We start from the raw sequence: 26,896 nt of genomic DNA on the forward strand, positions 1-26,896 counted from the left end.
GCAAGAGGCGGTTGGCCTGGTTAGCATGAAGGAAGTCTGGCATGAGCTGGATCGCAGCACTGAGAGGAGAGCGTAATGGAGAAGTGGCGTTACTGGATGCTAGGGATCTGTCTGGCCAGCACGGCCAGCAGCGTATGGGCCGATTCGCTGGATCAGCAGCGACAGCGCTATGCGCAAATCAAGCAAGCCTGGGATAATAAACAGATGGACCAGGTAACGCAGCTGATGCCAACGCTGCAGGATTATCCGCTCTACCCGTATCTGCAATATCGCCTGCTGGCGCAGGATCTCGATCAAGAGACGCCGCTGGCGGTGAAAAACTTTATTCAGCAGTATCCTACGCTGCCGCCGGCGCGCTCGCTCTCAACGCGCTTTGTGAATGTGCTGGCTAATCGTCAGGACTGGCAAGGCGTGCTGAGTTTCAGCCCGGATGAACCAAAACCGGTGCAGGCGCGCTGTAACTGGTATTACGCCAAATGGGCCACCGGACAGCAGCAGGCTGCGTTTGCCGGCGCGAAAGAGATTTGGCTGCGCGGCACCGCGTTGCCGAATGACTGCGACAAGCTGTTCTCGGTCTGGCAAGCCAGCGGGCAGCTCTCGCCGATCACCATTCTGGAGCGTATCCGTCTGGCGATGAAAGCCGGTAACGATAGCCTGGTGAATTATCTGGCGAAAATGCTGCCGGCGGATTATCAAACCACCGCCAGCGCGCTGATTGCGCTGCAGCAGAATCCGCAAACCGTCACTTCCTTTGCCAGCAGCATGGGCCCCACTGATTTCACTCGTATGGCAACCAGCTATGCCTTCGCCCGCGTAGCGCGTGAGGATATGGACAACGCGCGTATGATGATTCCGCAGCTGGTGCAGGCGCAGAAGATGAGCCAGGCCGATGAGCAGGATCTAAAAGAAACCGTGGTGTGGCGCATGATGGGCGCGGATCTCACCAGCGAGCAGGCGCGCTGGCGTGATGCGGTGGTGATGAACAGCGAATCCACCGCGCTGGTGGAGCGCCGCGTACGTTTGGCGCTGAGCCAGAACGATCGCCGCGGGTTGAATACCTGGATCGCGCGTTTGCCGGTGGAAGCCAAAGAGAAAGATGAGTGGCAATACTGGCAGGCGGATTTGCTGATATCGCAGGGCCGCAAGGAGGAAGCGGATGAGATTCTACGTAAGCTGATGCAGGCGCGCGGCTTCTATCCGATGGTGGCGGCACAGCGGCTTGGCGTGGAGTATCCATTGCAGGTCGATCAAGCGCCAGCAGCCGACAAGAGCGTGGTGCAGGGCGCCGAGATGGCGCGCGTGCGTGAGCTGATGTATTGGGGACTGGATAACCTGGCGCGCAGCGAATGGGCCAATCTCATCGCCAGCAAAACCCGTTCACAGCAGCAGATGCTGGCGCGTTATGCCAACGAGCAGGATTGGTGGGATCTTAGCGTGCAGGCCACCATCACCGCGAAGATGTGGGATAGCCTGAAAGAGCGCTTCCCGCTGGCGTGGCAGAATCTGTACCAGCAATACACCAGCGACAAAGGTATTCCGCCAAGTTATGCGATGGCAATTTCGCGTCAGGAGAGCGCGTGGAATCCGAAAGCACGTTCACCGGTGGGCGCCAGCGGCTTAATGCAGGTGATGCCCGGCACGGCGACGCATACCGTGAAGATGTATAACATTCCCGGCTATGTGAACAGCAGCCAGCTGCTGGATCCGCAGACCAATATCCAGATTGGCACGCAGTATCTGGAATATGTCTATCAGCAGTTTGGTCAGAACCGTATCTTTGCCTCGGCGGCTTACAACGCTGGCCCGGGACGCGTACGTACCTGGCAGAATAACAGCGGCGGCAAGCTGGATGCGGTGGCGTTTATCGAAACCATTCCGTTCTCAGAAACGCGTGGCTACGTGAAAAACGTGCTGGCCTACGATGCGTATTATCGTTATTTCATGGGTAAGCCGGACAAGATCCTCGCCGACAGTGAGTGGAATCGTCAGTATTGACTGTGCTATGCTTCCGTACTCGCTAATGAGTACGGAAGCCCGCCATGAGCCAACCCCTTTCTTCCCAGCCGGAATCGGCTCAGCCTGTTGAAGATAACTGGCTGCGTTTTATTGAATTAATGCAAAACGCCTTTGCCGATGGCGTCGCGCTACCATTGCTACAGCTGATGATGACGCCCGATGAGCGTGAATCTTACGGCACGCGTTTGCGCATTATCGAAGAGCTGATGAGCGGTGAGATGAGCCAGCGTGAACTGAAAAATGAGTTAGGCGTGGGTATCGCCACCATTACGCGCGGCTCAAATAGTCTGAAAGAAGCGCCGCCAGAGCTGAAACGCTGGCTAGAGGCGCATCTTGGTCGCGATTAATCTTGATCGTAGAGCGGATGGGTGAAGGGACACAGCGCCAGAATTAGCGCCTGATGATACACGCTCGAGCGGCTCAGCAGGCCATGCGTAAAGGCACCAATCGCGCCGCCTTTGTGTTTGATATTCTCTACGCCGGTCAGGCGTGCCATTTCGTCACCGAGTTCACGTCCGGCCGCTAAGCCAGCCACGACAATCGGTGGCAGGGTAAAGCTGGCGGAACGCGATTCACCGCGCTGCTGTGCATTCTCAATCACCATCCACGCAAAGGCACAATCTCCCTCAATTCCCGCTTCAATCGCCACCCAATAATCGGCCTGTGGACGTTCCTGACGCGCGTTGGCTACGCGTTGACGTGCGCCAGTTCGCGTTTCAACATCGCTAATTGGCTGGGCTGCGACGCCGCTCTCGACCTCGACCCCTTCAATGTGGCAGGATCCTTCGCCGAAAACGTCGTTGAACGCCTGCGCAATCGCGCGAATTTTTGCCGGGTTGATGGTGGCTGCGACAACATGGTACATAATTGATTGAACCCTCGAGGCAAATTTGTCGCAGTATAACGGAAATTAAGCATGCTACAGGTCTATCTTGTTCGTCACGGTGAAACGGTATGGAATGCGGCGCGACGCATTCAAGGGCAATCTGACAGCCCGCTAACGGAAAAAGGTGAGCTGCAGGCTCATCAGGTTGGCGAGCGCGTGAAATCGCTGGGCATTACCCACGTGATTGCCAGCGATTTAGGACGTACACGTCGCACGGCGGAGATCATCGCCGATGCGTGTGGCTGCACCGTTACGCTCGATGCGCGTCTGCGTGAGCTCAACATGGGCTGCCTGGAACAGCGTCCTCTCGATGGTTTGACGGAAGAAGAGGAAAACTGGCGTAAAACGCTGGTGGACGGGACTACGGCGGGTCGTATCCCGGGCGGTGAATCGATGGCAGAGATGGCGGCGCGTATGCACGAAGCGCTGAATGCACTGCTGGAATTGCCGGCCGGCAGTCGTCCGCTGATTGTTAGCCACGGCATGGCGCTTGGCGTGCTGGTCAGCACCATTCTTGGCCTGCCTGCGCATGCGGAACGTCGTTTGCGTTTGCGTAACTGCTCGATTTCCCGCGTGGACCATCAGCAGAGTGCGTGGCTGGCGGCGGGTTGGGTGGTGGAAACGGCGGGCGATGTTTCGCATCTGGATGCGCCGGCGTTGGATGAACTTCAGCGTTAAAAAAGGTCGCCAGCAATGGCGACCTTACGATGTTGTAGGGTGCGCATTAATGCGCACCTTGCTGATAGGATTAATGATTTTGCGGGCGAATCGGAATCAGGTATTCGCAGCGGATCTCTGCCGGTGGCTCGCTACGCTTCTTGCCGCCGTGCGTATAGAAGCGCTCAATGTCCTGCCCCTGGCGACGCACTAAACCGAGCGTAGGCATGCAGGTTCCATACAGCAGCAGGATGAATTCCCCCAACGCGCTACGCGCACCCTGATAGGTAAACTGTACGTAATCGCCCGCGTCCACTATCACGCTCTGGTTCGATTGCATGCTCAATGCCTGCTGATCGGTTGGCACCGCCGTGGTGTAGAGAATCTCCTGCTCATCATCCTTTTCATGGCTGGCGCGTACCTGATGCAGGCCATACAGCACCGGCGGCACCGTATCGGTTTCCAGCAGGAACTGCTTCCAGAAATGAATGCGCATCTCATCGCGGTAGCTGGATATCTGCTCCAGCGTGCAAGAGTAGCTCTGCGTCTGACCGACCAGAACAGTTTCTGGCAGGGTAACAAACTGCGCTTCTGGCAGGCTACTGTCATCCAGCCGAATCGGCGGACGGATACCAAAGGAGTTCCACTCCGATGAGCGACGATACCAGGCGGGCGTTTGGTTAAACTGCTTTTTAAACGCGCGCGTGAACGTCTGCTGTGAATCGAAGCGATATTGTAAGGCGATGTCGAGAATGGGGCGGCTGGTCAGGCGCAAGGCCACCGCGGCTTTCGACAGCCGACGCGCGCGAATGTACGCGCCAATCGCGTGGCTGGTTACTTCCTTGAACATACGCTGCAGATGCCACTTGGAGTAGCCCGCTTTCTGCGCAACGTTATCTAATGAAAGCGGTTGATCCAGATGGCTCTCCAGCCAGACAAGCAAATCGCGAATGATACCGGCTTGGTCCATAAAACATCCTCATAACTCTCTGGTGGCGCAACTATGAAGTCGTCGAATAATAGCACGAAATGCACAAAAGCGTGGGGGCGGTTTGCTAATCGAGTGTGCTAAGTCAATGCGGGTTAAAACCCGTTTAGGTTTGGTTCTGGGTTCGATTGACAGTACATTACATTCTCATCTATTCGATTGGCAATGGTAACTCAATGACAATAGCTCGTATTCTTATAATCACGCTGGCAACTTATGTGTTCAGCGCTGGCGTTCAGGCCGAGGAAATCGGCTCTGTAGACACGGTATTCAAGATGTTCGGGCCCGATCATAAGATCGTGGTGGAAGCCTTCGATGACCCCGATGTAAAAAATGTAACCTGTTATATCAGTCGGGCAAAAACCGGTGGCATTAAGGGCGGACTGGGTTTGGCGGAAGATACTTCTGACGCCGCCATCTCCTGCCAACAGGTTGGGCCGGTAGAGCTTAGCGATAAAATCGCACAAGGCAAGTCGCAAGGTGAAGTGGTGTTCAAGAAACGGACATCGCTGGTATTCAAGAAACTGCAGGTAGTGCGCTTCTTTGACCAGAAACGTCATGCTCTGGTGTACCTGAGCTACTCAGACAAAGTGGTGGATGGTTCGCCAAAAAATGCGCTTAGCGCCGTGCCGATTATGCCTTGGCATTAATGCAGGCATAAAAAAACGCCCTGATGGGCGTTTTTTTTCATTCATACTTAATCCTGCAGCTCACCGCAGAAGCGGTAGCCTTCGCCATGAATGGTGGCGATGATTTCTGGCGTATCTGGGGTAGATTCGAAATGCTTGCGAATACGGCGGATGGTGACATCCACGGTACGGTCATGCGGCTTCAGCTCGCGACCGGTCATTTTCTTCAGCAGGTCGCCACGCGTTTGGATTTTGCCTGGGTTCTCACAGAAGTGCAGCATGGCGCGGAATTCACTGCGCGGCAGTTTGTACTGTTCGCCATTCGGGCTGATCAGTGAGCGGCTGTTGATGTCAAGCTCCCAGCCATTAAAGCGATAGCTTTCAACCTGACGGCGCTCTTCACTCGGCATTGCCAGATTCATGGTGCGCGACAGTAAATTGCGGGCACGAATAGTCAATTCACGCGGGTTGAAAGGTTTGGTGATGTAATCATCGGCACCAATTTCCAGACCGAGGATTTTATCCACTTCATTATCACGACCTGTCAGGAACATCAGCGCCACGTTTGCTTGTTCGCGCAATTCGCGCGCCAGCAGCAAACCGTTTTTACCTGGCAGGTTAATATCCATAATCACCAGATTGACGTCGTTCTCCGTCAAAATCTGATGCATCTCGGCGCCGTCGGTGGCTTCATAGACCACGTAACCTTCTGCCTCAAAGATGCTTTTGAGGGTGTTACGCGTGACCAGTTCGTCTTCAACGATAAGAATGTGCGGGGTCTGCATGTTTCGCTACCTAAAATTTGCCAACAAATCGAAAACAGGGCGTACGGCGGTTGCTGAACCTTGTCGCAACCGGTATACGAAATAATCTTCGGAATACACCATCCATCTACGTCAACTTCAGTGTTAGCTCAGCCAGTCAGGATGGATATTTGCGCGCCCCGAGGGTATCGGACTGGCGCTCATCCTAACCGTATTAACAGCAACCTAACAGCACCAACAACAACCGATAAGCATAAAAACAACGCTTCGTTGACTTATATCAAATGCAAGTGTAGCACGTTAACACTTTTATGAAAAACTTCTCCAGGAATGCTAGTTTAGCTCACAAAATGCAGCATTTTCGCTACATTTATCCCTAGCTGAACGGAAAGGTAAATGCGCAGGAAATTATATTTCAATAAATTGAAATGAAAGGGGTTTGTGCCAGATAAGTGCTATAATTTTGCTTATGCCCACTAATTTTCCCTACACAGCGATTTTCTCCTCTTTTAACATCCTTAACATCTTATTTTCTCACACCGCGACGGTTGGTATTTTCTCTGCTGCATGCCAACATAATGCGAGTTGTTAATTGCTCGATGGAAAAATCATGCATTTCCCCTTAATCCTTGTCTCTCCCGCCCGTCCGGAAAATATCGGCGCGGCTGCTCGTGCCATGAAAACCATGGGATTCAGCGAGTTGCGCATTGTGGCCAGCGATGCCTGGCAAGATCCGGCAGCACGGCGTGTGGCGCACGGTGCCGGCGAGATCCTCGATAACGTAAAAACCTATGCCACGCTGAGCGAGGCGCTTAAGGATGTGGATTTCTCCGTGGCGACCACCGCACGCAGCCGCGCGAAGTTTCGCTATTACGCTACACCCGTTCAGGTTGAAAACATTCTGCAGGAAAAACGTCAGTGGCTAAGCCGTATCGCACTGGTGTTTGGCCGTGAAGACAGCGGCTTAACCAATGAAGAGCTGGAGCAGGTTGATCTGTTGACCGGCATTCCCATGGCGAATGACTATCCTTCGCTTAATCTTGGCCAGGCGGTGATGGTGTATTGTTATCAGCTGTCAGCGCTGAATCAGATTGCGGCCGAACCTGCCGAGGCGGCTAACGCCCATCAACTTCAGGCGCTGCGAGAGCGTTTCCACCAGCTGTTGGTGAAACTGGATGTTACCGATGACGTCAAAATGTCTGACTGGATCGACCAGCGCATTGGCCTGTTGGAACAGCGCGATAGCGCCATGCTGCATCGCTTACTCCACGATGTAGAAAAAAAACTTATAGATAATTGCTCGGATAAATCCTGAGTTGCTAGTGACAGATCGGGTTAATCCCCTCATCTCGTGAACGATCGCAATAGGATTTACCCCGACAAGCGCAGCAGTGCGCAGCAGTGAAGCGGGCGCGGCTAAGACAAATTCGTTGACTTAACGTGCGCTTTGCTTTACTTCTGGAAGGCAGACGGACAAGACAAAGACAGACAGAAAAAAATCTAAATGCGTAAACTCAGCCTGAACACCACAATTATTATTACCACCACCATTACCACAGGTAACGGTGCGGGCTGACGCATACAGGAAAAACAAAGAAAAAAGCCCGCACCTAAACAGTGCGGGCTTTTTTTTCGGCAAAAATTCAGGAGAGCTTCAACTATGCGAGTGCTGAAATTCGGCGGAACCTCAGTGGCCAATGCGGATCGTTTTCTCCGCGTGGCGGACATTCTGGAAAGCAATGCACAACAGGGACAGGTTGCGACCGTTCTCTCTGCGCCAGCGAAAATTACCAATCATCTGGTGGCGATGATTGAGAAAACCATCAGCGGCCAGGATACGTTACCGAATATCAGTGATGCCGAACGCATTTTTGCCGACCTGCTGCAAGGCTTGCATGATGCGCAGCCCGGTTTTGACTTCGACGGACTGAAAACCCGCGTACAGCTGGAATTTGCGCAATTAAAGCAAGTGCTGCACGGCATCAGCCTGCTGGGCCAATGTCCCGATGCCGTCAACGCAGCCATCATCTGCCGTGGCGAGAAGCTGTCGATTGCCATTATGGAAGCGCTGCTGCAGGCGCGCGGCCATAAAGTGACCGTTATCGATCCGGTTGAAAAGCTGCTGGCCGTCGGTCATTACCTTGAATCTACCGTTGATATTGCTGAATCCACCCGCCGCATCGCTGCCAGCCAGATCCCGGCGGATCATTTTATCCTGATGGCCGGTTTCACCGCGGGCAATGAGAAGGGCGAATTGGTGGTGCTGGGCCGCAACGGCTCTGACTATTCTGCTGCCGTGTTGGCCGCTTGCCTGCGCGCCGACTGTTGTGAAATCTGGACTGATGTCGACGGTGTCTACACCTGCGATCCACGTCAGGTGCCAGATGCGCGCTTGCTGAAATCCATGTCTTATCAGGAAGCGATGGAGCTCTCCTACTTCGGCGCTAAAGTACTTCACCCTCGCACTATCGCACCTATCGCCCAGTTTCAGATTCCTTGCCTGATCAAAAACACCGCCAATCCGCAAGCGCCTGGCACCTTAATTGGCGGCGAAGGCGAGCTGGATGAAAATCCGGTAAAAGGCATTACCAACCTGAACAACATGGCGATGTTTAACGTCTCCGGTCCGGGTATGAAAGGCATGGTGGGCATGGCGGCGCGCGTGTTCGCTGCCATGTCACGCACCGGCATTTCGGTGGTACTGATCACTCAGTCCTCTTCCGAATACAGCATCAGCTTCTGCGTACCGCAAAGCGACCAGGCGCGTGCGCGTCGCGTGCTGGAAGAGGAGTTTTACCTGGAGTTGAAAGATGGCCTGCTCGATCCGCTCGACGTGCTGGAACAGCTGGCGGTGATCTCGGTGGTGGGCGATGGCATGCGTACGCTGCGCGGCATCTCCGCTAAATTCTTCTCGGCATTGGCGCGCGCCAATATCAATATCGTGGCGATTGCGCAGGGCTCGTCTGAGCGTTCCATCTCGGTCGTCGTGAGCAATGATGAAGTCACCACTGGCGTCCGCGTGGTGCACCAAATGCTGTTCGCTACCGATCAGGTGATCGAAGTGTTCGTGGTCGGCGTTGGCGGCGTTGGCGCGGCGCTGCTCGATCAGCTGCACCGCCAGCAAGCGTGGCTGAAACAGAAGCATATCGATCTGCGCGTGTGCGGCATCGCTAACTCGCGTGCGCTGTTAACCAACGTGCACGGTATCGACCTCAGCAACTGGAAGGCGGAGTTGAGCGAAGCCAAAGAGCCGTTCAATCTCGGCCGCTTGATTCGTTTGGTGAAGGAGTATCACCTGCTGAATCCGGTGATCGTCGATTGTACCTCCAGCCAGGCGGTGGCCGATCAATATGCGGATTTCCTCGCCGAGGGCTTCCATGTGGTCACGCCGAACAAAAAGGCCAACACCTCGTCGTGGAATTATTACCAGCAGATGCGTGCCGCAGCAGCGAAGTCGCGCCGTAAGTTCCTGTACGACACCAACGTGGGCGCCGGTTTACCGGTGATCGAAAACCTGCAAAACCTGATGAACGCCGGTGATGAGCTGATCAAATTCTCCGGTATTCTTTCGGGTTCACTCTCCTTTATCTTCGGTAAACTCGATGAAGGCGTTTCGCTGTCAGAAGCCACCAAAATGGCGCGTGAGCTGGGCTTTACCGAGCCGGACCCGCGCGACGACCTTTCCGGCACCGACGTGGCGCGTAAACTGCTGATTCTGGCGCGCGAAGCCGGACATCAGCTGGAGCTAAGCGATATCGACATCGAACCGCTGCTGCCCGCCAGCCTGGCGGATATCGCCGACGTTGAGCAGTTTATGGAACGCCTGCCGGAGTTGGATAATGCTTTTGCGGCGCGCATTGCCAAAGCGCGTGACGAAGGGAAAGTGCTGCGCTTCGTCGGTGCGATTGAAGAGGGCGGCGTCTGCAAAGTGAAGATTGATGCGGTGGACGGCAACGATCCGCTGTACAAAGTGAAGAACGGTGAGAATGCGCTGGCATTTTACAGCCGCTATTATCAGCCCATCCCGCTGGTTCTGCGTGGATATGGTGCGGGGAATGATGTAACAGCTGCTGGCGTATTTGCTGACCTGTTGCGTACGCTGTCGTGGAAGTTGGGAGTTTGATGATGGTAAAAATTTATGCACCGGCCTCGATAGGCAACGTTAGCGTCGGCTTTGATGTGCTAGGCGCAGCGGTTTCGCCGGTGGATGGCACCCTGCTGGGTGACTGTGTTTCCGTGGAAGCGGCCGACAGCTTTAGCCTGGTGAATTCCGGGCGCTTTGTCAGCAAACTGCCGAGCAATCCGCAGGAGAACATCGTTTATCAGTGCTGGGAGCGTTTTTGCCAGGCGATTGGCAAACAGGTTCCGGTGGCGATGACGCTGGAAAAAAATATGCCGATCGGTTCCGGCCTCGGCTCCAGCGCCTGCTCGGTGGTGGCTGGGCTAATGGCGATGAACGAGTTCTGCGGCAAACCGCTGAATGATACTGAACTGCTGGCGCTGATGGGCGAGCTGGAAGGGCGGATTTCCGGCAGCGTGCACTACGATAACGTCGCGCCATGCTTCCTCGGTGGCGTACAGCTGATGATTGAAGAGAACGGCATTATCAGTCAGGAGGTGCCGTGCTTTGACGAATGGTTGTGGGTGATGGCCTATCCGGGCATCAAAGTCTCCACCGCCGAAGCGCGCGCCATTTTGCCGGCGCAATATCGCAAAGAAGATGCCATCAAGCATGGACGTCTGCTGGCGGGCTTTATTCACGCCTGTCATACGCGCCAGCCTGGGCTGGCGGCTAAACTTATGCAGGATGTTATCGCCGAGCCGTATCGTACCAAACTGCTGCCGGGCTTCGCCGATGCGCGTAAAGCCGCGCAGGATATTGGCGCGCTGGCGTGCGGCATTTCGGGTTCTGGCCCCACGCTTTTCGCCGTTTGCAACGAGATGGCAACGGCACAGCGGATGGCGGACTGGCTGAGCCAGCACTATCTGCAGAATGAAGAAGGTTTCGTCCACATCTGCCGTCTTGATACGGCTGGCGCACGTAAATTGGGATAATGCATGAAACTCTACAACCTTAAAGATCACAACGAGCAGGTTAGTTTTGCTCAGGCGGTTAAACAGGGCCTCGGCTCGCAGCAAGGGCTGTTTTTCCCGCTCGAACTGCCGGAATTTGAACTAACCGATATCGATGCCATGCTGGAGATGGATTTCGTCAGCCGCAGCAGCAAAATCCTGTCTGCTTACATTGGCGATGAAATTGCGGCGCATCAGCTGGCTGAGCGCGTGAAAAACGCCTTTGCTTTCCCGGCTCCCGTCGCGAAGGTGAGCGCTGATGTGGCTTGCCTTGAGCTGTTCCACGGCCCAACGCTGGCGTTTAAAGATTTCGGCGGCCGCTTTATGGCGCAGATGCTCTCGTACGTAAGCGGCGCGGATGAGCAGATCACTATTCTGACCGCGACTTCCGGCGATACCGGTGCCGCCGTGGCGCATGCGTTCTACGGCATGGAAAACGTGCGCGTGGTGATTCTCTATCCGCAGGGTAAAATCAGCCCGTTGCAGGAGAAACTGTTCTGTACGCTGGGCGGCAACATTGAAACCATCGCGGTTGAAGGCGATTTCGATGCGTGCCAGGCGCTGGTAAAACAGGCATTTGATGATGAAGAGCTGAAGAAGGCGATTGGTCTGAACTCGGCGAACTCTATTAACATCAGCCGCCTGCTGGCGCAGATTTGCTACTACTTCGAAGCGGTGGCGCAGCTGCCACAAGAGCAGCGCAATCAGCTGGTGGTTTCCGTACCAAGCGGTAACTTTGGTGACCTGACGGCGGGTCTATTGGCGAAATCGCTGGGTCTGCCGATCAAGCGTTTTATCGCCGCAACCAATGCCAACGACACCGTGCCGCGCTTCCTCGGCAACGGCGCATGGCAGCCAAATGCGACGGTGGCTACGCTGTCGAATGCGATGGATGTTAGCCAGCCTAACAACTGGCCGCGCGTGGAAGAGTTGTTCCGCCGCAAAACCTGGCGTTTGACCGATCTGGCTTATGGTGCGGTTTCTGATGAAACCACTAAATCCACTATGCGCGAGCTGGCGGAGATTGGCTATATCTCTGAACCGCATGCGGCAATCGCTTATCGTCTGCTGCGCGATAACCTGCAGGAGGGCGAATATGGTCTGTTCCTTGGGACTGCGCATCCGGCGAAGTTCAAAGAGAGCGTGGATGAGATTTTAGGTCAGGATCTGCCGCTGCCAAAAGAGCTGGCCGAGCGTGCCGATTTGCCACTGCTGTCACACAATCTGAAAGGCGATTTCGCTGAGCTGCGGGCGTTTTTGCTGAAGTAAATCCAGTAGGTGCGCATTAATGCGCACCCTACATAACCATGCTGAGATGGGGTCGCCATTCATGGCGACCTTGCTTATTTCTGCTCGCGGCGCTTAAACACCAGCTCGTTATCTTTGCTTTCTGCCGCATCAAAGAAGTAGCCATCCACATCGAATTTCTTCAACTGCGCTGGCTTGGTCAGGCGGTTCTGGATCACATAGCGGCTCATCAAACCACGCGCTTTCTTAGCGTAGAAGCTGATGACTTTAAACTTGCCGTTCTTCTCATCCAGGAAAACCGGTTTGATCAACTGCGCGTTGAGTTGTTTTGGCTTGATGGCTTTGAAATACTCATCGGATGCCAGATTAATCAGCACTTCATCGCCCTGTTCCGCAATTGCCTCGTTCAACTTCTCTGTTAGCAGATCGCCCCAGAAGCCGTAAAGATCCTTCCCGGCCGGATTCGCCAGCTTGATCCCCATCTCCAGACGATAGGGCTGCATCAGATCGAGCGGTCGCAGCAAGCCATATAAGCCGGAAAGCATGCGCAGGTGCTGCTGGGCAAACTCGAAATCGCCATCATTGAAGGTTTCAGCCTGCAAGCCGGTATAGACATCACCTTTAAACGCCAGAATCGCCTGACGCGCGTTGTCTGGTGTGAATGTGGGTTGCCAGCTGTGAAAACGATCGGCATTGAGATGCGCCAGCTTATCGCTAATGCCCATCAGCGAGCTGATTTGCGCCGGTGAAAGGCCGCGCGCCACCTGAATCAGCTGTTGTGACTTGTCTAACAACGCCGGCTGAGTAAAACGCTTGGTCGCCAGCGGGCTTTCGTAATCCAGCGTCTTCGCAGGAGAGATGACAATCAGCATGGTTTTGCTTTTCCATTGAGTTTTGAAATGACGTGATGAGTGTAACAAATTCATCTGCGTAATCGAACCGGCCAAAGTGCGTTGTTAATTATCAAAGCAACAGGTGGACTTTTAAGAAACGGTAAATAGAGGTATCGATGTTATTTGTGGTGCAGGTTAAGCCCAGTCTTAAATTTAACTTTTTTCCTTTATAAAATTCTGAAAGTTTAATGTTGAGAACGGTCTCAAAGGATGTCTTTTTGCATTTTGTGTTTATTTATCAATTATTTATTATTTTTGTTCAATCGTTTTCTTCTGATAAATTAAAGCGGCTGTTAATGGCTATTGGCGCATATCTCTATTAGCAATGGAGTGAAACTTTAACTATATGGATGAATGGTTATGAGCAATGAAGAAAATAAATTAATAAAAGAAAAAAGACGGTCGCAGCGAAATAGATCATCAGTTCAATTATCGGGTAAAAAATGGGTTGCCTGGACGACGTTATCCATACAGATCGCCACCCTATTAAGTTCAACATTGCTGCCGGTCGCGCAGGCCGCTTCAATAAGTCGCGACAATGAAAAAGCGCTCACGGCCAAACAGGCTGAAACCTTACAACAAACTGAACAAGAACGTTACGCCACTTACAGTGATAAAGCACAAACTTTGGCGACGGTACTCAGCCAGAAAGACAGCGCCAATGCCGCCAGTTCGCTGGTACGCGGTGCTGCCGTTAATGAAGTGAATCGTTCAGTTGAAAGCTGGCTAAATTTATATGGATCGGCGCGTGTTGCGCTGAACGTTGATGCAAAAGGTGGGCTGGACGGCAGTGCTGCCGATGTTCTCTTCCCGCTGTACGATCGTGAATCCTGGCTGTTATTTAATTCGCTGGGGCTGCGCCATATCGATCAACGTACCACCGGGAATATCGGTATTGGCGGTCGTTATTTCGCTGATAGCTGGATGATGGGTATTAATACCTTTCTGGATAATGACTTTACCGGTAAAAATCGTCGTTTTAGTGTGGGAGCAGAACTGGGGCGTGATTTTGCTAAAATCTCAGCCAACACTTACTGGCGCATCAGCGACTGGCATCAGTCGCGCGATTTTGTCGATTATGATGAGCGTCCAGCCAATGGTTACGATTTGCGCTTCGAAGGTTGGCTGCCGATCTACCCGCAATTAGGGGGGACGCTGGCGTATGAAAAATATCGCGGTAACGAAGTGGCTTTATTTGGCAAAGACCATCGTCAGAAAGATCCTTCCGCATTGACCATGGGCATTAATTACACCCCAATTCCACTGGTCACATTAGGCAGTAACTATCGAAGCGGAAGCGGCGGTAATAACGAAACGCAGTTCAATCTGCAGCTGAATTATCGCTTGGGTGATAAATGGAGCGATCACCTTGATAGCGATCGCGTAAAACAAACCCGAACATTAGCAGGCAGTCGCTACGATTTAGTCGATCGTAATAATACTATCGTTCTTGATTACCGCCGTAACGATACCGTCACGCTGGATATCGCGCCTAAACATAGCGGCAATGCCAGTGATACGTTATTAATCAAAGGTCATGTCAGGTCAAAATATCCGCTCAAGGCGATTGATTGGGATATAGGACCTATTTTGGCTGCCGGTGCGAAAATGGTTCAACAACAGTCTGATTCGATAGTGATTATGCTGCCCGCCTATCATTACGATCGTGACCTGAATGCGAACAAGTATGTTATTTCCGCCGTCGCTCGGGATGAAAAAGGCAACGCTTCCAAACGCGTACAGACCGTGGTTGAAGTTATGCCTGCAACCGGTTCATTTGGCGCCGTGAAGGTAGTTAAGAATTACGCGGTCGCCAACCAGATTGAACACAACCAAATCACGGCTGAAATTCTGGACAATCTCGGGCAGCCGCTGGAAAACGTCGAAGTTCGCTTCAGCACATCCTCCGCCGCTCTGCTTTCCAGCAATAAAGCCTTGAGTGATGCCCAGGGTAAAGTCAGCGTGGACATCCGACATAACAAGGCGATATCGGTTCCCGTGACATTTGAAGTCAGCGGGAAACAACAGACAACGGCAGTGGACTTTATTGCTGACAGCACAACGGCCACCTTTGAGCCGGGAACGCTGCTGGTTAAACAGGATAATGCCATTGCGGATGGCGGTTCATTTAACCAGGTAACCGGACGTATCCTGGATGCTTTTGGTAACCCGGTCGCGGGCATGAAGATGACCCTGACGATGACCAATGGCGCGACGATACAGGGCGATGTGATTACCGATGAAAATGGTGTCTTCGTCGCGGATGTCTTCAACAAAAAAGCCGGCGAAGCGCGGGTTACTGTACAGGTCAATGGTCAATCTCAGGAGTTGAGTACGACGTTTATTGCCGATAACGGATCTGCTTCGCCAACCTTGACGCTGGTGAAGGATAACAGTGCCGCCAATGGCACGGCGATGAACACCTTGCAGGTGAAAGTCGTTGATGCCAATAGCAACGACGTTCCCGCACAGAGCATCACTGTCTCAGCCAGCAATGGCGCTAAATTAAAGGCCGATACCGTGGTGACCAATGCAAGCGGCGTGGCGACTATTGAAGTCAGTAATACGCTGGCTGGCATCACGAATGTCGTTATCGAAACCAACGGTAAGCAGCGTAAGCTGGATACGCACTTTATTGCTGATGTTGCTACGGCAAAAGTCACCGACTTTGTGGTGCAGCAGAATGGTGTGGTTGCCAATGGCAGTGCGACAAACACGTTGAAAGCAGTGCTTAAGGATGCCTTGAATAATCCGATTGCAGGCGAGGTCATCAATTTTACGGCGACCAATGGTGCATCTATACAGGGCAGTGGCACGGCGAGTAATGCACAAGGGGAAGTGATCGTTGCCGCGACGAACCTGCGTGCAGGAACCAGCAAGGTCAGCGCGGCATTCAATGGCTCGCAAATGACGCAGAATATTCAGTTTATTGCTGATGCCAGCACCGCTAAAGTTGATGATGCTACTTTTATTATCACCCGCGATCGTGCCGAAGCAGGAAAAGAAGCCAACCGCGTATCGATGAAAGTTGTGGATGCTAATAGTAACCCGGTGGCAGGCGTGAAAGTGCGGTTCAGCGCCACGAACGGCGCTACACCAGCAAATCCCGAAGTATCTACCGACAAAGATGGCAATCTTTCCGTGGAGATTAACAGCACAAAGATTGGCACTGCTCGCTTAACCGCAACGTCAGGGAATGTGCTGACTCGCGATCTCACGTTCTCGGGAATAAGTAGCATTGAGGGATTGGATCTGGCCAATGGCGCCGTTCGTAGCCATCAGCCTGGTGCTGCATTCCCTCAAACCGGTTTTAAAAGTGCCAGCTTCAATGTGGTGGTGAATAATCTGACGGCAGCGGCAACCGACTTTATCTGGAGTAGTAGCGACCCTGCGGTAACCGTCAATGCGAGCGGTAAAGTCACAATTAACGACTTGCCTGCTAGCCGCACGGTTGAAATCAGTGCCAAAGATAAGACAACAGCAACATCATTGCGCTACAGCTTTACGATTAAACACTGGGCGTTTGTTCCTTCGCCTAATAGCGACATCACTTATTCAGTTGCAAAATCGTATTGCGCATCTGAAGGAGCCGTCCTTCCCAACTCCACCTTGCTGGGGGCTAAAGGCGTTCGGGGTGTAGGAACGGTGTTTGGTGAATGGGGCGATTTAACGCGTTTGATAGCAACCTTATTCTGGTCTGATAATTCTCTCTACCATTTCCATCAAGATAGTGCTGAATATCATGCTAATACCGGAACGCTGTACTATCAGACTCTATGTATAAAATGAGTTTAAAATAGTTTTATTTTCTTCCTAAGAGGCAGATTAGCTGCCTCTTTTCCCTTTTTTCAGTAGCACTCTGTGCACTGAACCTCTCCTTGCACCGCCGTTGCTGCATGATATTATCCCTTCAGCTTTTTTCACCCTGACAGTCAACTAAGAGAAAAGAACATGACGGACAAACTTACTTCCTTGCGTCAGCTGACCACCGTAGTCGCCGACACCGGTGATATCGCAGCGATGAAGCTGTACCAGCCGCAGGACGCTACTACCAACCCTTCTCTGATTCTGAACGCCGCGCAAATCCCTGAATACCGCAAACTGATTGACGAAGCCATTAGCTGGGCGCGTCAGCAGAGCAGCAACAAAGACGATCAGCTGGCGCTGGTTTCTGACAAGCTGGCCGTCAATATTGGTCTGGAAATTCTTAAACTGATCCCGGGTCGCATCTCGACGGAAGTCGATGCGCGCCTCTCTTACGACACTGAAGCGAGCATCGCGAAAGCGCGTAGCCTGATCAAACTGTACAACGATGCCGGCATCAGCAATGACCGCATTCTGATCAAACTGGCGTCAACCTGGCAGGGCATCCGTGCCGCCGAGCAGCTGGAAAAAGAAGGCATCAACTGTAACCTGACGCTGCTGTTCTCCTTCGCGCAGGCGCGTGCATGTGCCGAAGCGGGCGTGTTCCTGATTTCGCCATTCGTAGGCCGTATCCTCGACTGGTACAAGCAGAACACCGATAAGAAAGAGTACGCAGCACACGAAGATCCAGGTGTGGTCTCTGTGGCTGAAATCTACAACTATTACAAGCAGCACGGTTATGAAACCGTGGTCATGGGCGCCAGCTTCCGTAACGTTGGTGAAATCATTGAGCTGGCTGGCTGCGACCGTCTGACCATCTCTCCAGGCCTGCTGAAAGAGCTGGCGGAGAGCGAAGGTACCGTTGAGCGCAAACTGAGCTATACCGGCGAAGTGAAAGCGCGCCCGGCGAAAATGACCGAAGCTGAATTCTTCTGGCAGCACAACCAGGATCCAATGGCTGTGACCAAGCTGGCCGAAGGCATCCGCAACTTTGCCATCGATCAGGGCAAACTTGAGAAGATGATCGCCGAACTGCTGTAAGGTGATATGTCGTGGCGGCGTCGAGTCGCCACGGTTTTACCCGCTTCCCTCGCTACTGTATTATCCTTTTCATTTCCCCCATTTGCAGCCTACACAGCGATAACACTATGGATACTTTACGTATTGGCTTAATTTCCGTTTCCGATCGTGCGGCTAACGGCATCTATCAGGATCAGGGCATTCCAGCGTTGGAAAGCTGGCTCGCCGCCGCGCTTGCCACGCCGTTTGAAATCGAAACGCGGCTGGTGCCGGATGAGCAGCCGATGATTGAGCAGGCGATCTGCGAACTGGTCGACGAGCTGTTCTGCCATTTGGTGCTCACCACCGGCGGTACCGGACCGGCGCGGCGCGATGTAACGCCCGACGCCACGCTGGCGGTCGCCGATCGTGAAATGCCGGGTTTTGGCGAGCAGATGCGCCAGATCAGCCTGCAGTTCGTACCCACGGCGATACTTTCGCGTCAGGTTGGTGTGATTCGCAAGCAGTCATTGATCCTCAACTTGCCGGGCCAGCCGAAATCCATCAAAGAGACGCTGGAAGGGCTGAAAGCTGACGATGGAACGATCAAAGTGCCGGGGATTTTTGCCGCTGTACCTTATTGTTTACAGTTGCTTGAAGGGCCATATGTGGAAACGCATCGCGACGTCGTAGCAGCTTTTCGCCCTAAAAGCGCACGCCGTGAGACAAATAACTAAAGATCGGCATTTTCAGGTATAAAATCTAGCAGCGCTGGTGTGGCAAAATATTGACGGTATAGTAATTCAATCTTTACAAACGTCTGTTTAGCCTTTGGATACTGCTGGATTATGGATTCGCACACCTCGCGTCGACTCAATGGACAGGATTACAAAACGCTGTCGCTAGCCGCCCTTGGCGGGGCGCTGGAATTCTACGACTTCATTATATTTGTCTTCTTTGCCGCCGTCATTGGCGAGCTATTTTTCCCGCCAGACATCCCCGAATGGTTGCGCCAGGTGCAAACCTTCGCCATCTTTGCCGCTGGCTATCTGGCGCGTCCACTGGGCGGCATCATCATGGCGCACTTTGGTGACAAGGTCGGGCGCAAGAAGATGTTTAGCCTGAGTATTCTGCTGATGGCGTTGCCCACGTTGGCGATGGGTGCGCTGCCAACCTATGCCAGCATCGGCATCGCTGCGCCGTTGTTAATGCTGCTGATGCGCGTGCTGCAAGGCGCCGCGATTGGTGGTGAGGTGCCTGGCGCGTGGGTGTTTGTGGCCGAACATGTGCCTGAGAAACGCATCGGCTTTGCCTGCGGCACGCTAACAGCCGGATTAACCGCCGGCATTCTGTTGGGTTCGCTGGTGGCAACCGTGCTGAATACCGCTCTATCCCCGGCGGCAATTCGCGATCACGGCTGGCGCATTCCGTTCTTCCTCGGCGGTATATTTGGCCTGCTGGCAATGTATTTGCGCCGCTGGCTGCATGAAACGCCGGTGTTCCAGCAGCTGCAGCAGCGTAAAGCGCTGGCAGATAAATTGCCGCTGCAAACCATTCTCACCAGTCATAAGCGCGGCATCGTAATTTCGATGCTGCTCACCTGGCTGCTGTCAGCCTGCATTGTGGTGGTGATTTTGATGGCGCCCACGCTGATGCAGAAACAGCATGGCATTTCAGCGGCGCTCAGCCTGCAAGCCAACAGTGTCGCTACCATTATGCTGTTGCTGGGGTGCATTATCGCCGGATGGCTGGTGGATCGCTTTGGCGCGGCGCGTACGTTGGTGGTGGGTTCGATACTGTTGGCCATCGCGAGCTGGAACTTCTTCCATCAGCTGGGCAACACACCAGAAATGTTGTTTGTCTGGTATGGCTTAGCGGGTTTGAGCGTCGGCGTGGTGGGCGTGGTGCCTTTTGTTATGGTGCATGCGTTTCCGGCGGCGGTGCGCTTTACCGGCATCTCTTTCTCGTACAATGTCTCATACGCCATTTTTGGTGGACTGACGCCGATTAGCGTGACGCTAATGATGAGTCTGACGCCGATGGCACCCGCGTGGTATGTGCTGGCGTTAGCGGTGATGGGTTTTCTGGTGGGCGTTTGGCTGTGGCGAGATAGTCGCCAGCAGCATACACAGCTGGATGTGTCGCTGCACTCTTCTTAAAAAAACGCGGAGCCCAACAGGCTCCGCGTTTTTTTTAATCACCGATTGGCAGCACGCTGCGGCCAAACTTTTCGTTCAGGACTTCGCCCATCGCCAGATAGAACGCGCTCGATCCGCAAATGATGCCAATCCAGCCGGCAAAACGTATTAAGCCAGCGTTGTCAGCCAGATGTCCGATTGCCAGCAACGCAAACAGCAGCGTCAGGCTGGCAAACACAAACTGCAGCATTTTCGCTGACTTCAGCGTACCGACGAACAGGAATGCGGTAAAAATCCCCCACAGTGCCAGATATGCGCCGAGGAAGTGGCCATCCGCCGCGGCAGCCAGTCCCAGTTTCGGCAGCAGCAGGATGGCGACCAGCGTTAACCAGAAGCTGCCGTAAGAGGTGAAGGCGGTCAGCCCGAAGGTATTGCCTTTTTTGTACTCCAGCAGCCCGGCAAAAATTTGCGCGATGCCGCCATAAAAAATGCCCATTGCCAGGATGATCACATCCATCGCGAACAGACCGGTGTTGTGTAAATTGAGCAGGATGGTAGTCATACCGAATCCCATCAGGCCCAACGGGGCGGGATTCGCCAGCGTAGTGTTGCTCATAATTCCTCAGAAGCAGCGTTTAAGATATTTTTAATGTTTACCCACGCATACCGCTGGGGGCGCGAGGCGCTGCATAATAATCAACCTCATTTTGGCCAACTTTGATCTTAATCGCGCAGAGAATGAAATTTTTTTTAGTTTTAACCCTTGATGCGCATCGAACCGGCCCCATTTAGTTGTCATCGAGCGTTGTGAGGCAGCAAAAAAAAGCCTGCTCCAGCAGTTGAAAGTGGTCAGTTTGACCGCATCTCTGTTTCACAACCCAAATTGGCAAAGAATTTAAGTAGGAGACGTTTAGATGGGTAAGATTATTGGTATTGACTTGGGTACAACCAACTCATGTGTTGCGGTTATGGATGGTGGTAAAGCACGCGTGCTGGAAAACGCCGAGGGCGATCGCACCACGCCGTCGATCATTGCGTATGCACAAGATGGCGAAACTCTGGTAGGTCAACCGGCTAAACGTCAGTCTGTGACCAACCCGCAAAACACCCTGTTTGCGATCAAGCGCCTGATTGGCCGTCGCTTCCAGGACGAAGAAGTACAGCGTGATATCAAAATCATGCCTTACAAAATTATCGGCGCTGATAACGGCGACGCATGGCTGGATGTAAAAGGCCAGAAAATGGCACCGCCGCAGATCTCTGCTGAAGTGCTGAAAAAAATGAAGAAAACCGCGGAAGATTTCCTCGGTGAAGCAGTAACCGAAGCGGTTATTACCGTTCCAGCTTACTTCAACGATGCGCAGCGTCAGGCGACTAAAGACGCCGGCCGTATCGCAGGTCTGGAAGTAAAACGTATCATCAACGAACCAACCGCAGCCGCGCTGGCTTATGGTCTGGACAAAGGTCAAGGCAACCGTACTATCGCGGTTTATGACCTGGGTGGCGGTACCTTCGATATCTCAATCATCGAGATCGATGACGTTGATGGCGAGAAAACCTTTGAAGTGCTGGCAACCAACGGTGATACCCACCTTGGTGGTGAAGACTTCGATAGCCGTTTGATTAACTACCTGGTGGCTGAATTTAAGAAAGATCAGGGTATCGATCTGCACAACGATCCACTGGCAATGCAGCGTCTGAAAGAAGCCGCTGAGAAAGCGAAGATCGAGCTGTCTTCTGCGCAGCAGACCGACGTTAACCTGCCGTACATCACGGCTGATGCAACCGGTCCTAAGCACCTGAACATCAAAGTGACCCGTGCGAAACTGGAATCACTGGTTGAAGATCTGGTTGCGCGTTCTATCGAGCCGCTGAAAGTCGCTCTGCAGGATGCGGGTCTGTCGGTTTCAGACATCAACGACGTGATCCTGGTTGGCGGTCAAACGCGTATGCCAATGGTTCAGGCCAAAGTCACTGAGTTCTTTGGTAAAGAGCCACGTAAAGACGTGAACCCGGATGAAGCAGTTGCCGTTGGTGCTGCGGTTCAGGGTGGCGTGTTAGCGGGTGAAGTGAAAGACGTACTGCTGTTGGACGTTACTCCGCTGTCGCTGGGTATCGAAACCATGGGCGGCGTGATGACCTCGCTGATCAGCAAGAACACCACCATCCCAACGAAACACAGCCAGGTGTTCTCGACGGCTGAAGATAACCAGTCTGCCGTGACCATTCACGTGCTGCAGGGTGAGCGTAAACGTTCGGGTGATAACAAATCACTGGGCCAGTTCAACCTCGACGGTATTCAGGCTGCACCGCGCGGTATGCCGCAGATCGAAGTCACCTTCGATATCGATGCGGATGGTATCCTGCACGTGTCTGCGAAAGACAAAAACAGCGGTAAAGAGCAGAAGATCACCATTAAGGCGTCTTCTGGTCTGAACGAGGAAGAGATCGAAAAAATGGTGCGTGACGCGGAAGCGAACGCCGAGTCTGACCGTAAGTTCGAAGAGCTGGTGCAGACCCGTAACCAGGGCGATCAGATTTCGCACAGCACCCGTAAGCAGTTAGATGAAGCGGGCGACAAGCTGTCTGCTGACGATAAAGCGCCGATCGAAGCGGCACTGACCGAGCTTAACACCGCGCTGAAAGGCGAAGATAAAGCTGAAATCGAAGCCAAAATGCAGGCCTTGATGGAAGTGTCCAGCAAACTGATGGAGCTGGCACAGCAGCAGGGTCAGGCAGCTGACGCTGGCGATGCTTCTGCGAAGAAAGATGACGACGTAGTCGACGCTGAATTCGAAGAAGTAAAAGACAAAAAATAATTGCCCCTGACCGGGCGCGACGGCTGGCCTGACAGCCGTTGAAACCAGCACGGGCGTAGGAGATTTCTCCACGCCCGTGCGATCATGTTAAGGGCAGAACAAATATGGCTAAGAGTGATTTATACGAGATCTTAGGCGTCTCTAAATCCGCAGATGAGCGTGAAATCAAAAAGGCTTATAAGCGCCTGGCGATGAAATACCATCCGGACCGTAATCCGGACAATAAAGAAGCCGAAGCGAAGTTTAAAGAAATTAAGGAAGCCTACGAAATCCTGACCGATGCGCAGAAGCGTGCGGCCTACGACCAATACGGTCATGCAGCCTTTGAACAAGGTGGTATGGGTGGCGGCGGTGGCTTCGGCGGCGGCGGTGCTGATTTCAGCGATATCTTTGGCGACGTATTTGGCGATATTTTTGGTGGTGGCCGCCGTCAGCGTGCCTCTCGTGGCGCCGATTTACGCTACAACATGGAGCTAACGCTGGAAGAAGCGGTACGCGGCGTGACCAAAGAGATCCGCATTCCTACGCTGGAAGAGTGCGATGTCTGCCACGGCAGCGGCGCCAAAGCGGGCACCAAACCGCAGACCTGCTCAACCTGTCACGGAGCGGGCCAGGTGCAGATGCGCCAGGGTTTCTTCACCGTGCAGCAGGCGTGTCCAACCTGTCATGGTCGCGGTTCGGTGATCAAAGATCCGTGCAATGCTTGTCATGGTCACGGTCGTGTTGAGCGCAGTAAAACCCTATCGGTGAAAATCCCGGCGGGCGTCGACACCGGCGATCGCATTCGCTTGAGCGGTGAAGGTGAAGCGGGCGAGCACGGTGCACCGGCGGGCGATCTCTACGTTCAGGTTTCGGTGAAAAAACACCCGATCTTTGAGCGTGAAGATAACAACCTGTACTGCGAAGTTCCGATCAACTTTGCTATGGCAGCATTGGGCGGCGAGATTGAAGTGCCAACCCTTGATGGCCGCGTAAACCTGAAAGTGCCTTCTGAAACGCAAACCGGCAAACTGTTCCGGATGCGGGGTAAAGGGGTGAAATCGGTACGTGGCGGTGCGGTAGGCGATTTGCTGTGTCGTGTGGTGGTAGAAACGCCAGTGAGCCTTAATGACAAACAGAAAGCGCTGCTGCGCGAACTGGAAGAGAGCTTTGGTGGTGCAGGCGGCGAGAAAAACAGCCCGCGCTCCAAAAGCTTCTTCGATGGCGTGAAAAAGTTCTTTGACGATCTGACACGTTAATCTTGCCAGGCATGCTAACGAAGCGGAGAGGAAACTCTCCGCTTTTTTTATGTTTCGCTGTTAACCTGCCGCTCCTGATATATGCTCAATTTTGCCGGAATTGATGTAAGCCAAAAAAAACCTGCTAAAAATCGGTATTATCGAGCAATCACTGAGAAATAAGCTGCTTTTAACGAGGTGTTTGAATCGCTACACTTCTCAGCCAAATGTCTCTAATCAGGAGGAGTTGTGAACAAACCCCGCAGTATTCGAAGCTTGCTGAAAAGCTTCATCGCCAGTGATGCCAGTAATGGCCTGGTACTGATTCTGGCCGCCGTGGTGGCAATGATATTAGCGAACAGCGCGGAGACCGCTCAGGGCTATCAATCATTGCTTGCGCAACCGGTACAAATTCGCTTTGGCGCATTAGATATCAGCAAAAACCTGCTGCTCTGGATCAATGACGCTATGATGGCGCTGTTTTTCCTGGTGATCGGCTTAGAAGTGAAACGCGAACTGGTTACCGGCGAACTGGCCAGCCGCGATCGCGCCATATTTCCGGTTATTGCTGCGCTCGGCGGCATGGTTTTACCGGGACTGATATTTTTTGCGTTAAACCATGGCGATCCTATTGCACGCAATGGCTGGGCGATTCCCACTGCTACCGATATTGCCTTTGCTTTAGGCGTGCTGGCTCTATTGGGAAGCCGTGTTCCGACCGCGCTGAAAGTATTCCTGATGGCGCTGGCGATTATTGATGACCTCGGCGCCATCGTGATTATCGCGCTGTTCTATACCAGCGATCTTTCTGTACTGTCGCTGAGCGTGGCGGCGGGGGCAATTGTGCTGCTGGCGATTCTTAATCGCTGTGGTGTACGCAATATCGCGATCTATATGCTGGTCGGCATAGTGCTGTGGACTGCGGTGCTGAAATCTGGCGTGCACGCCACGCTGGCGGGCGTTGTTGTCGGCTTCTTTGTGCCGCTGGAAGAGAAGAACGGCCATTCACCGGCTGAGCATTTAGCGCATGGCTTGATGCCATGGGTAAACTGGCTGATTCTGCCGCTGTTTGCCTTTGCGAATGCCGGTATTTCACTGAGCGGCATTACCTTTATGGATACGCTGTCGCCAGAACCGCTCGGTATCATTCTGGGATTGCTGGTCGGTAAACCGTTGGGTATTACGCTGTTCTGCTGGCTGGCGGTGAAGTGGCGGCTGGCGGTGCTGCCTGCAGGCACTACGATACGCGATATCATGGCGATTGGCGTGCTGTGCGGTATTGGGTTCACCATGTCGATATTTATCAGCTCGCTGGCCTTTGATGCCGCACATGAGCAACTGGTGACCTTCTCCAAACTGGGGATTCTTAGCGGCTCAATGCTCTCAGCGGTGATCGGTTATACGCTGCTGCGCATCAAACTGCGTTAAAGAGAGGAAAGAGGGAGCAAGCCCTCTTTTTTTGCCGATGAATCAGCTTAACTTCAATCATCTCTACTATTTCTGGCAGGTGTGCAAAACCGGTTCGGTGGTGCGGGCGGCAGATGTGCTGTGCCTTGCGCCACAAACCGTTACCGGCCAGATTAAGTCACTGGAAGAGCAGTTAGGCGGCGTGCTGTTTCGCCGTCAGGGACGCGGCTTAGTGCCTTCAGAACTCGGACAATTGGTGTTCCGCTACGCCGACCGCATGTTCATGTTGAGCCAGGAGATGCTCGATATCGTTAACTACCGCAAAGAGTCGCATCTGCTGTTTGACGTGGGCGTCGCGGATGCGCTGTCTAAGCAGTTGGTGAGCAAGGTGCTGGAAGCTGCGGTGGTCGCTGATGAGAGAATCCATCTGCGCTGCTTTGAATCGACACACGAGATGCTGCTGGAGCAGCTCAGCCAGCATAAGCTGGATATGATCCTCTCCGATTGCCCGATTGATTCCACGCAGCAGGAAGGGCTGTTTTCGGTCAAACTTGGTGAGTGTCCAGTTAGCTTCTGGTGTCACACCCCGTTGCCAACCATGCCGTTTCCCGCTTGTCTGGAAGCGCGTCGCTTGTTGATTCCGGGACGGCGCTCCATGCTCGGACGCAAACTGCTGAACTGGATTCATAGCCAGGGTTTGCAGGTGGAGATTCTAGGGGAATTTGATGATGCGGCATTGATGAAGGCGTTTGGTGCGCTAAATAACGCGATTTTCGTCGCCCCCTCACTGTACGGCGCAGACATCTATCGTGATGATGCTATCCGGGAAATTGGGCGTTTAGATACGGTGCTGGAGGAGTATCACGTGATCTTTGCCGAACGTATGATCCAGCATCCGGCGGTACAGCGGATTTGCCATCGCGATTTCAGTACGCTGTTTACCACGGAATGACAGGCATAAAAAAACCGGCTAAGCGCCGGTTCTTTCTACAAAGCGATTAACAGACGGGCGATTAAGCCAGTTTGTTGATCTGTGCAGTCAGGTTTGCTTTATGACGTGCAGCTTTGTTTTTGTGGATCAGACCTTTAGCAGCCTGACGGTCCACGAGTGGTTGCATTTCGTTGAATGCGTTCTGCGCAGCAGCTTTGTCGCCTGTTGCGATAGCCGCGTATACTTTCTTGATGAAAGTACGCATCATTGAACGGTTGCTTGCGTTATGCTTGCGACGTTTCTCAGATGTTACGGCGCGTTTCTTAGCTGATTTGATATTAGCCAAGGTCCAACTCCCAAATGTGAT

General features: G+C 53.2%; 23 protein-coding genes and 1 other annotated feature. Of the genes, 17 read left to right on the forward strand and 6 right to left on the reverse strand.

Annotated features, from left to right (window positions below):
* Positions 1-75 precede the first annotated feature (75 nt).
* Complete coding sequence (gene sltY / locus AC07WB_RS03025; RefSeq protein WP_097094995.1) at positions 76-1,995, forward strand: murein transglycosylase; 1,920 nt, start codon at positions 76-78, stop codon at positions 1,993-1,995.
* A 44-nt stretch (positions 1,996-2,039) separates the two neighbouring features.
* Positions 2,040-2,363, forward strand: a complete 324-nt coding sequence (gene trpR / locus AC07WB_RS03030; RefSeq protein ID WP_097094994.1) for a trp operon repressor — start codon at positions 2,040-2,042, stop codon at positions 2,361-2,363.
* Here trpR and yjjX read toward each other — a convergent pair.
* Positions 2,360-2,881, reverse strand: a complete 522-nt coding sequence (yjjX, locus tag AC07WB_RS03035) for an inosine/xanthosine triphosphatase (RefSeq protein WP_494940017.1) — start codon at positions 2,879-2,881, stop codon at positions 2,360-2,362. The genes trpR and yjjX overlap by 4 nt on opposite strands.
* 51 nt (positions 2,882-2,932) lie before the next feature.
* On the opposite strand from yjjX, the gene gpmB reads away from it, so the two are divergent.
* A complete protein-coding gene (gene gpmB / locus AC07WB_RS03040; protein ID WP_097094992.1) occupies positions 2,933-3,580 on the forward strand; it encodes a 2,3-diphosphoglycerate-dependent phosphoglycerate mutase GpmB in 648 nt (215 codons plus the stop codon).
* Between the two features lie 70 nt (positions 3,581-3,650).
* Here the strand turns inward: gpmB and robA are convergent, their stop codons facing one another.
* Positions 3,651-4,529 carry an MDR efflux pump AcrAB transcriptional activator RobA gene (robA, locus tag AC07WB_RS03045; protein ID WP_097094991.1) on the reverse strand — a complete coding sequence of 293 codons (879 nt, stop codon included), beginning with the start codon at positions 4,527-4,529 and terminating at the stop codon, positions 3,651-3,653.
* A gap of 194 nt (positions 4,530-4,723) precedes the next feature.
* Between robA and creA the strand changes: the two genes are divergently transcribed.
* Entirely contained in the window at positions 4,724-5,197 is a 474-nt protein-coding gene (gene creA, locus AC07WB_RS03050) for a protein CreA (protein WP_097094990.1), read from the forward strand.
* Positions 5,198-5,244: 47 nt separating this feature from the next.
* Here the strand turns inward: creA and arcA are convergent, their stop codons facing one another.
* On the reverse strand, positions 5,245-5,961 hold the full coding sequence (gene arcA, locus AC07WB_RS03055; protein WP_097094989.1) for a two-component system response regulator ArcA: 717 nt from the start codon (positions 5,959-5,961) through the stop codon (positions 5,245-5,247).
* A gap of 589 nt (positions 5,962-6,550) precedes the next feature.
* On the opposite strand from arcA, the gene AC07WB_RS03060 reads away from it, so the two are divergent.
* The 5 genes from AC07WB_RS03060 (at position 6,551) to thrC (ending at position 12,282) form a co-directional block, all read left to right on the forward strand.
* A complete protein-coding gene (locus AC07WB_RS03060; RefSeq protein WP_494940018.1) occupies positions 6,551-7,255 on the forward strand; it encodes a tRNA/rRNA methyltransferase in 705 nt (234 codons plus the stop codon).
* Positions 7,256-7,444: 189 nt separating this feature from the next.
* Positions 7,445-7,516, forward strand: coding sequence for a thr operon leader peptide (gene thrL, locus AC07WB_RS03065; protein ID WP_071531027.1), 72 nt, complete (start codon positions 7,445-7,447; stop codon positions 7,514-7,516).
* Positions 7,452-7,574: a sequence feature (Thr leader region), on the forward strand. (Overlaps the previous gene by 65 nt.)
* Positions 7,575-7,600: 26 nt before the next feature.
* Positions 7,601-10,063, forward strand: coding sequence for a bifunctional aspartate kinase/homoserine dehydrogenase I (thrA, locus tag AC07WB_RS03070; RefSeq protein ID WP_097094987.1), 2,463 nt, complete (start codon positions 7,601-7,603; stop codon positions 10,061-10,063).
* A 2-nt stretch (positions 10,064-10,065) separates the two neighbouring features.
* On the forward strand, positions 10,066-10,995 hold the full coding sequence (thrB, locus tag AC07WB_RS03075; RefSeq protein WP_097097598.1) for a homoserine kinase: 930 nt from the start codon (positions 10,066-10,068) through the stop codon (positions 10,993-10,995).
* 3 nt (positions 10,996-10,998) lie between these two features.
* Positions 10,999-12,282, forward strand: a complete 1,284-nt coding sequence (gene thrC / locus AC07WB_RS03080) for a threonine synthase (protein ID WP_097094986.1) — start codon at positions 10,999-11,001, stop codon at positions 12,280-12,282.
* Between the two features lie 74 nt (positions 12,283-12,356).
* Here the strand turns inward: thrC and yaaA are convergent, their stop codons facing one another.
* On the reverse strand, positions 12,357-13,133 hold the full coding sequence (gene yaaA, locus AC07WB_RS03085) for a peroxide stress protein YaaA (RefSeq protein ID WP_400458012.1): 777 nt from the start codon (positions 13,131-13,133) through the stop codon (positions 12,357-12,359).
* Between the two features lie 381 nt (positions 13,134-13,514).
* Between yaaA and AC07WB_RS03090 the strand changes: the two genes are divergently transcribed.
* The 4 genes from AC07WB_RS03090 (at position 13,515) to AC07WB_RS03105 (ending at position 20,176) form a co-directional block, all read left to right on the forward strand.
* The gene (locus tag AC07WB_RS03090) at positions 13,515-16,943 is read left to right on the forward strand and encodes an inverse autotransporter beta domain-containing protein (protein ID WP_494940019.1); all 3,429 of its coding nucleotides are present in this window, start codon (positions 13,515-13,517) and stop codon (positions 16,941-16,943) included.
* A gap of 162 nt (positions 16,944-17,105) precedes the next feature.
* On the forward strand, positions 17,106-18,059 hold the full coding sequence (tal, locus tag AC07WB_RS03095) for a transaldolase (protein WP_097094983.1): 954 nt from the start codon (positions 17,106-17,108) through the stop codon (positions 18,057-18,059).
* A 107-nt stretch (positions 18,060-18,166) separates the two neighbouring features.
* Positions 18,167-18,754: a molybdopterin adenylyltransferase gene (mog, locus tag AC07WB_RS03100; protein ID WP_494940020.1), complete on the forward strand. Its 588-nt coding sequence runs from the start codon at positions 18,167-18,169 to the stop codon at positions 18,752-18,754.
* 111 nt (positions 18,755-18,865) lie between these two features.
* Positions 18,866-20,176, forward strand: coding sequence for an MFS transporter (locus AC07WB_RS03105; RefSeq protein WP_494940021.1), 1,311 nt, complete (start codon positions 18,866-18,868; stop codon positions 20,174-20,176).
* A gap of 34 nt (positions 20,177-20,210) precedes the next feature.
* Here the strand turns inward: AC07WB_RS03105 and satP are convergent, their stop codons facing one another.
* Positions 20,211-20,771 (reverse strand): acetate uptake transporter, encoded by a 561-nt coding sequence (gene satP, locus AC07WB_RS03110; protein WP_494940022.1) that lies wholly within the window; start codon positions 20,769-20,771, stop codon positions 20,211-20,213.
* 298 nt (positions 20,772-21,069) lie between these two features.
* Here satP and dnaK point away from each other — a divergent pair, with 298 nt between their 5' ends.
* The 4 genes from dnaK (at position 21,070) to nhaR (ending at position 26,550) form a co-directional block, all read left to right on the forward strand.
* Positions 21,070-22,974 (forward strand): molecular chaperone DnaK, encoded by a 1,905-nt coding sequence (dnaK, locus tag AC07WB_RS03115; RefSeq protein WP_097094979.1) that lies wholly within the window; start codon positions 21,070-21,072, stop codon positions 22,972-22,974.
* A gap of 104 nt (positions 22,975-23,078) precedes the next feature.
* On the forward strand, positions 23,079-24,212 hold the full coding sequence (dnaJ, locus tag AC07WB_RS03120; RefSeq protein WP_097094978.1) for a molecular chaperone DnaJ: 1,134 nt from the start codon (positions 23,079-23,081) through the stop codon (positions 24,210-24,212).
* Between the two features lie 228 nt (positions 24,213-24,440).
* Complete coding sequence (gene nhaA / locus AC07WB_RS03125) at positions 24,441-25,619, forward strand: Na+/H+ antiporter NhaA (RefSeq protein WP_400458009.1); 1,179 nt, start codon at positions 24,441-24,443, stop codon at positions 25,617-25,619.
* Positions 25,620-25,656: 37 nt separating this feature from the next.
* Positions 25,657-26,550 carry a transcriptional activator NhaR gene (gene nhaR / locus AC07WB_RS03130; protein WP_097094976.1) on the forward strand — a complete coding sequence of 298 codons (894 nt, stop codon included), beginning with the start codon at positions 25,657-25,659 and terminating at the stop codon, positions 26,548-26,550.
* A gap of 61 nt (positions 26,551-26,611) precedes the next feature.
* On the opposite strand, the gene rpsT is transcribed toward nhaR, so the two are convergent.
* The gene (gene rpsT, locus AC07WB_RS03135) at positions 26,612-26,875 is read right to left on the reverse strand and encodes a 30S ribosomal protein S20 (protein ID WP_036619798.1); all 264 of its coding nucleotides are present in this window, start codon (positions 26,873-26,875) and stop codon (positions 26,612-26,614) included.
* Positions 26,876-26,896 lie beyond the last annotated feature (21 nt).

Source organism: Pantoea sp. GW821-FHT03E06 (assembly GCF_059420725.1).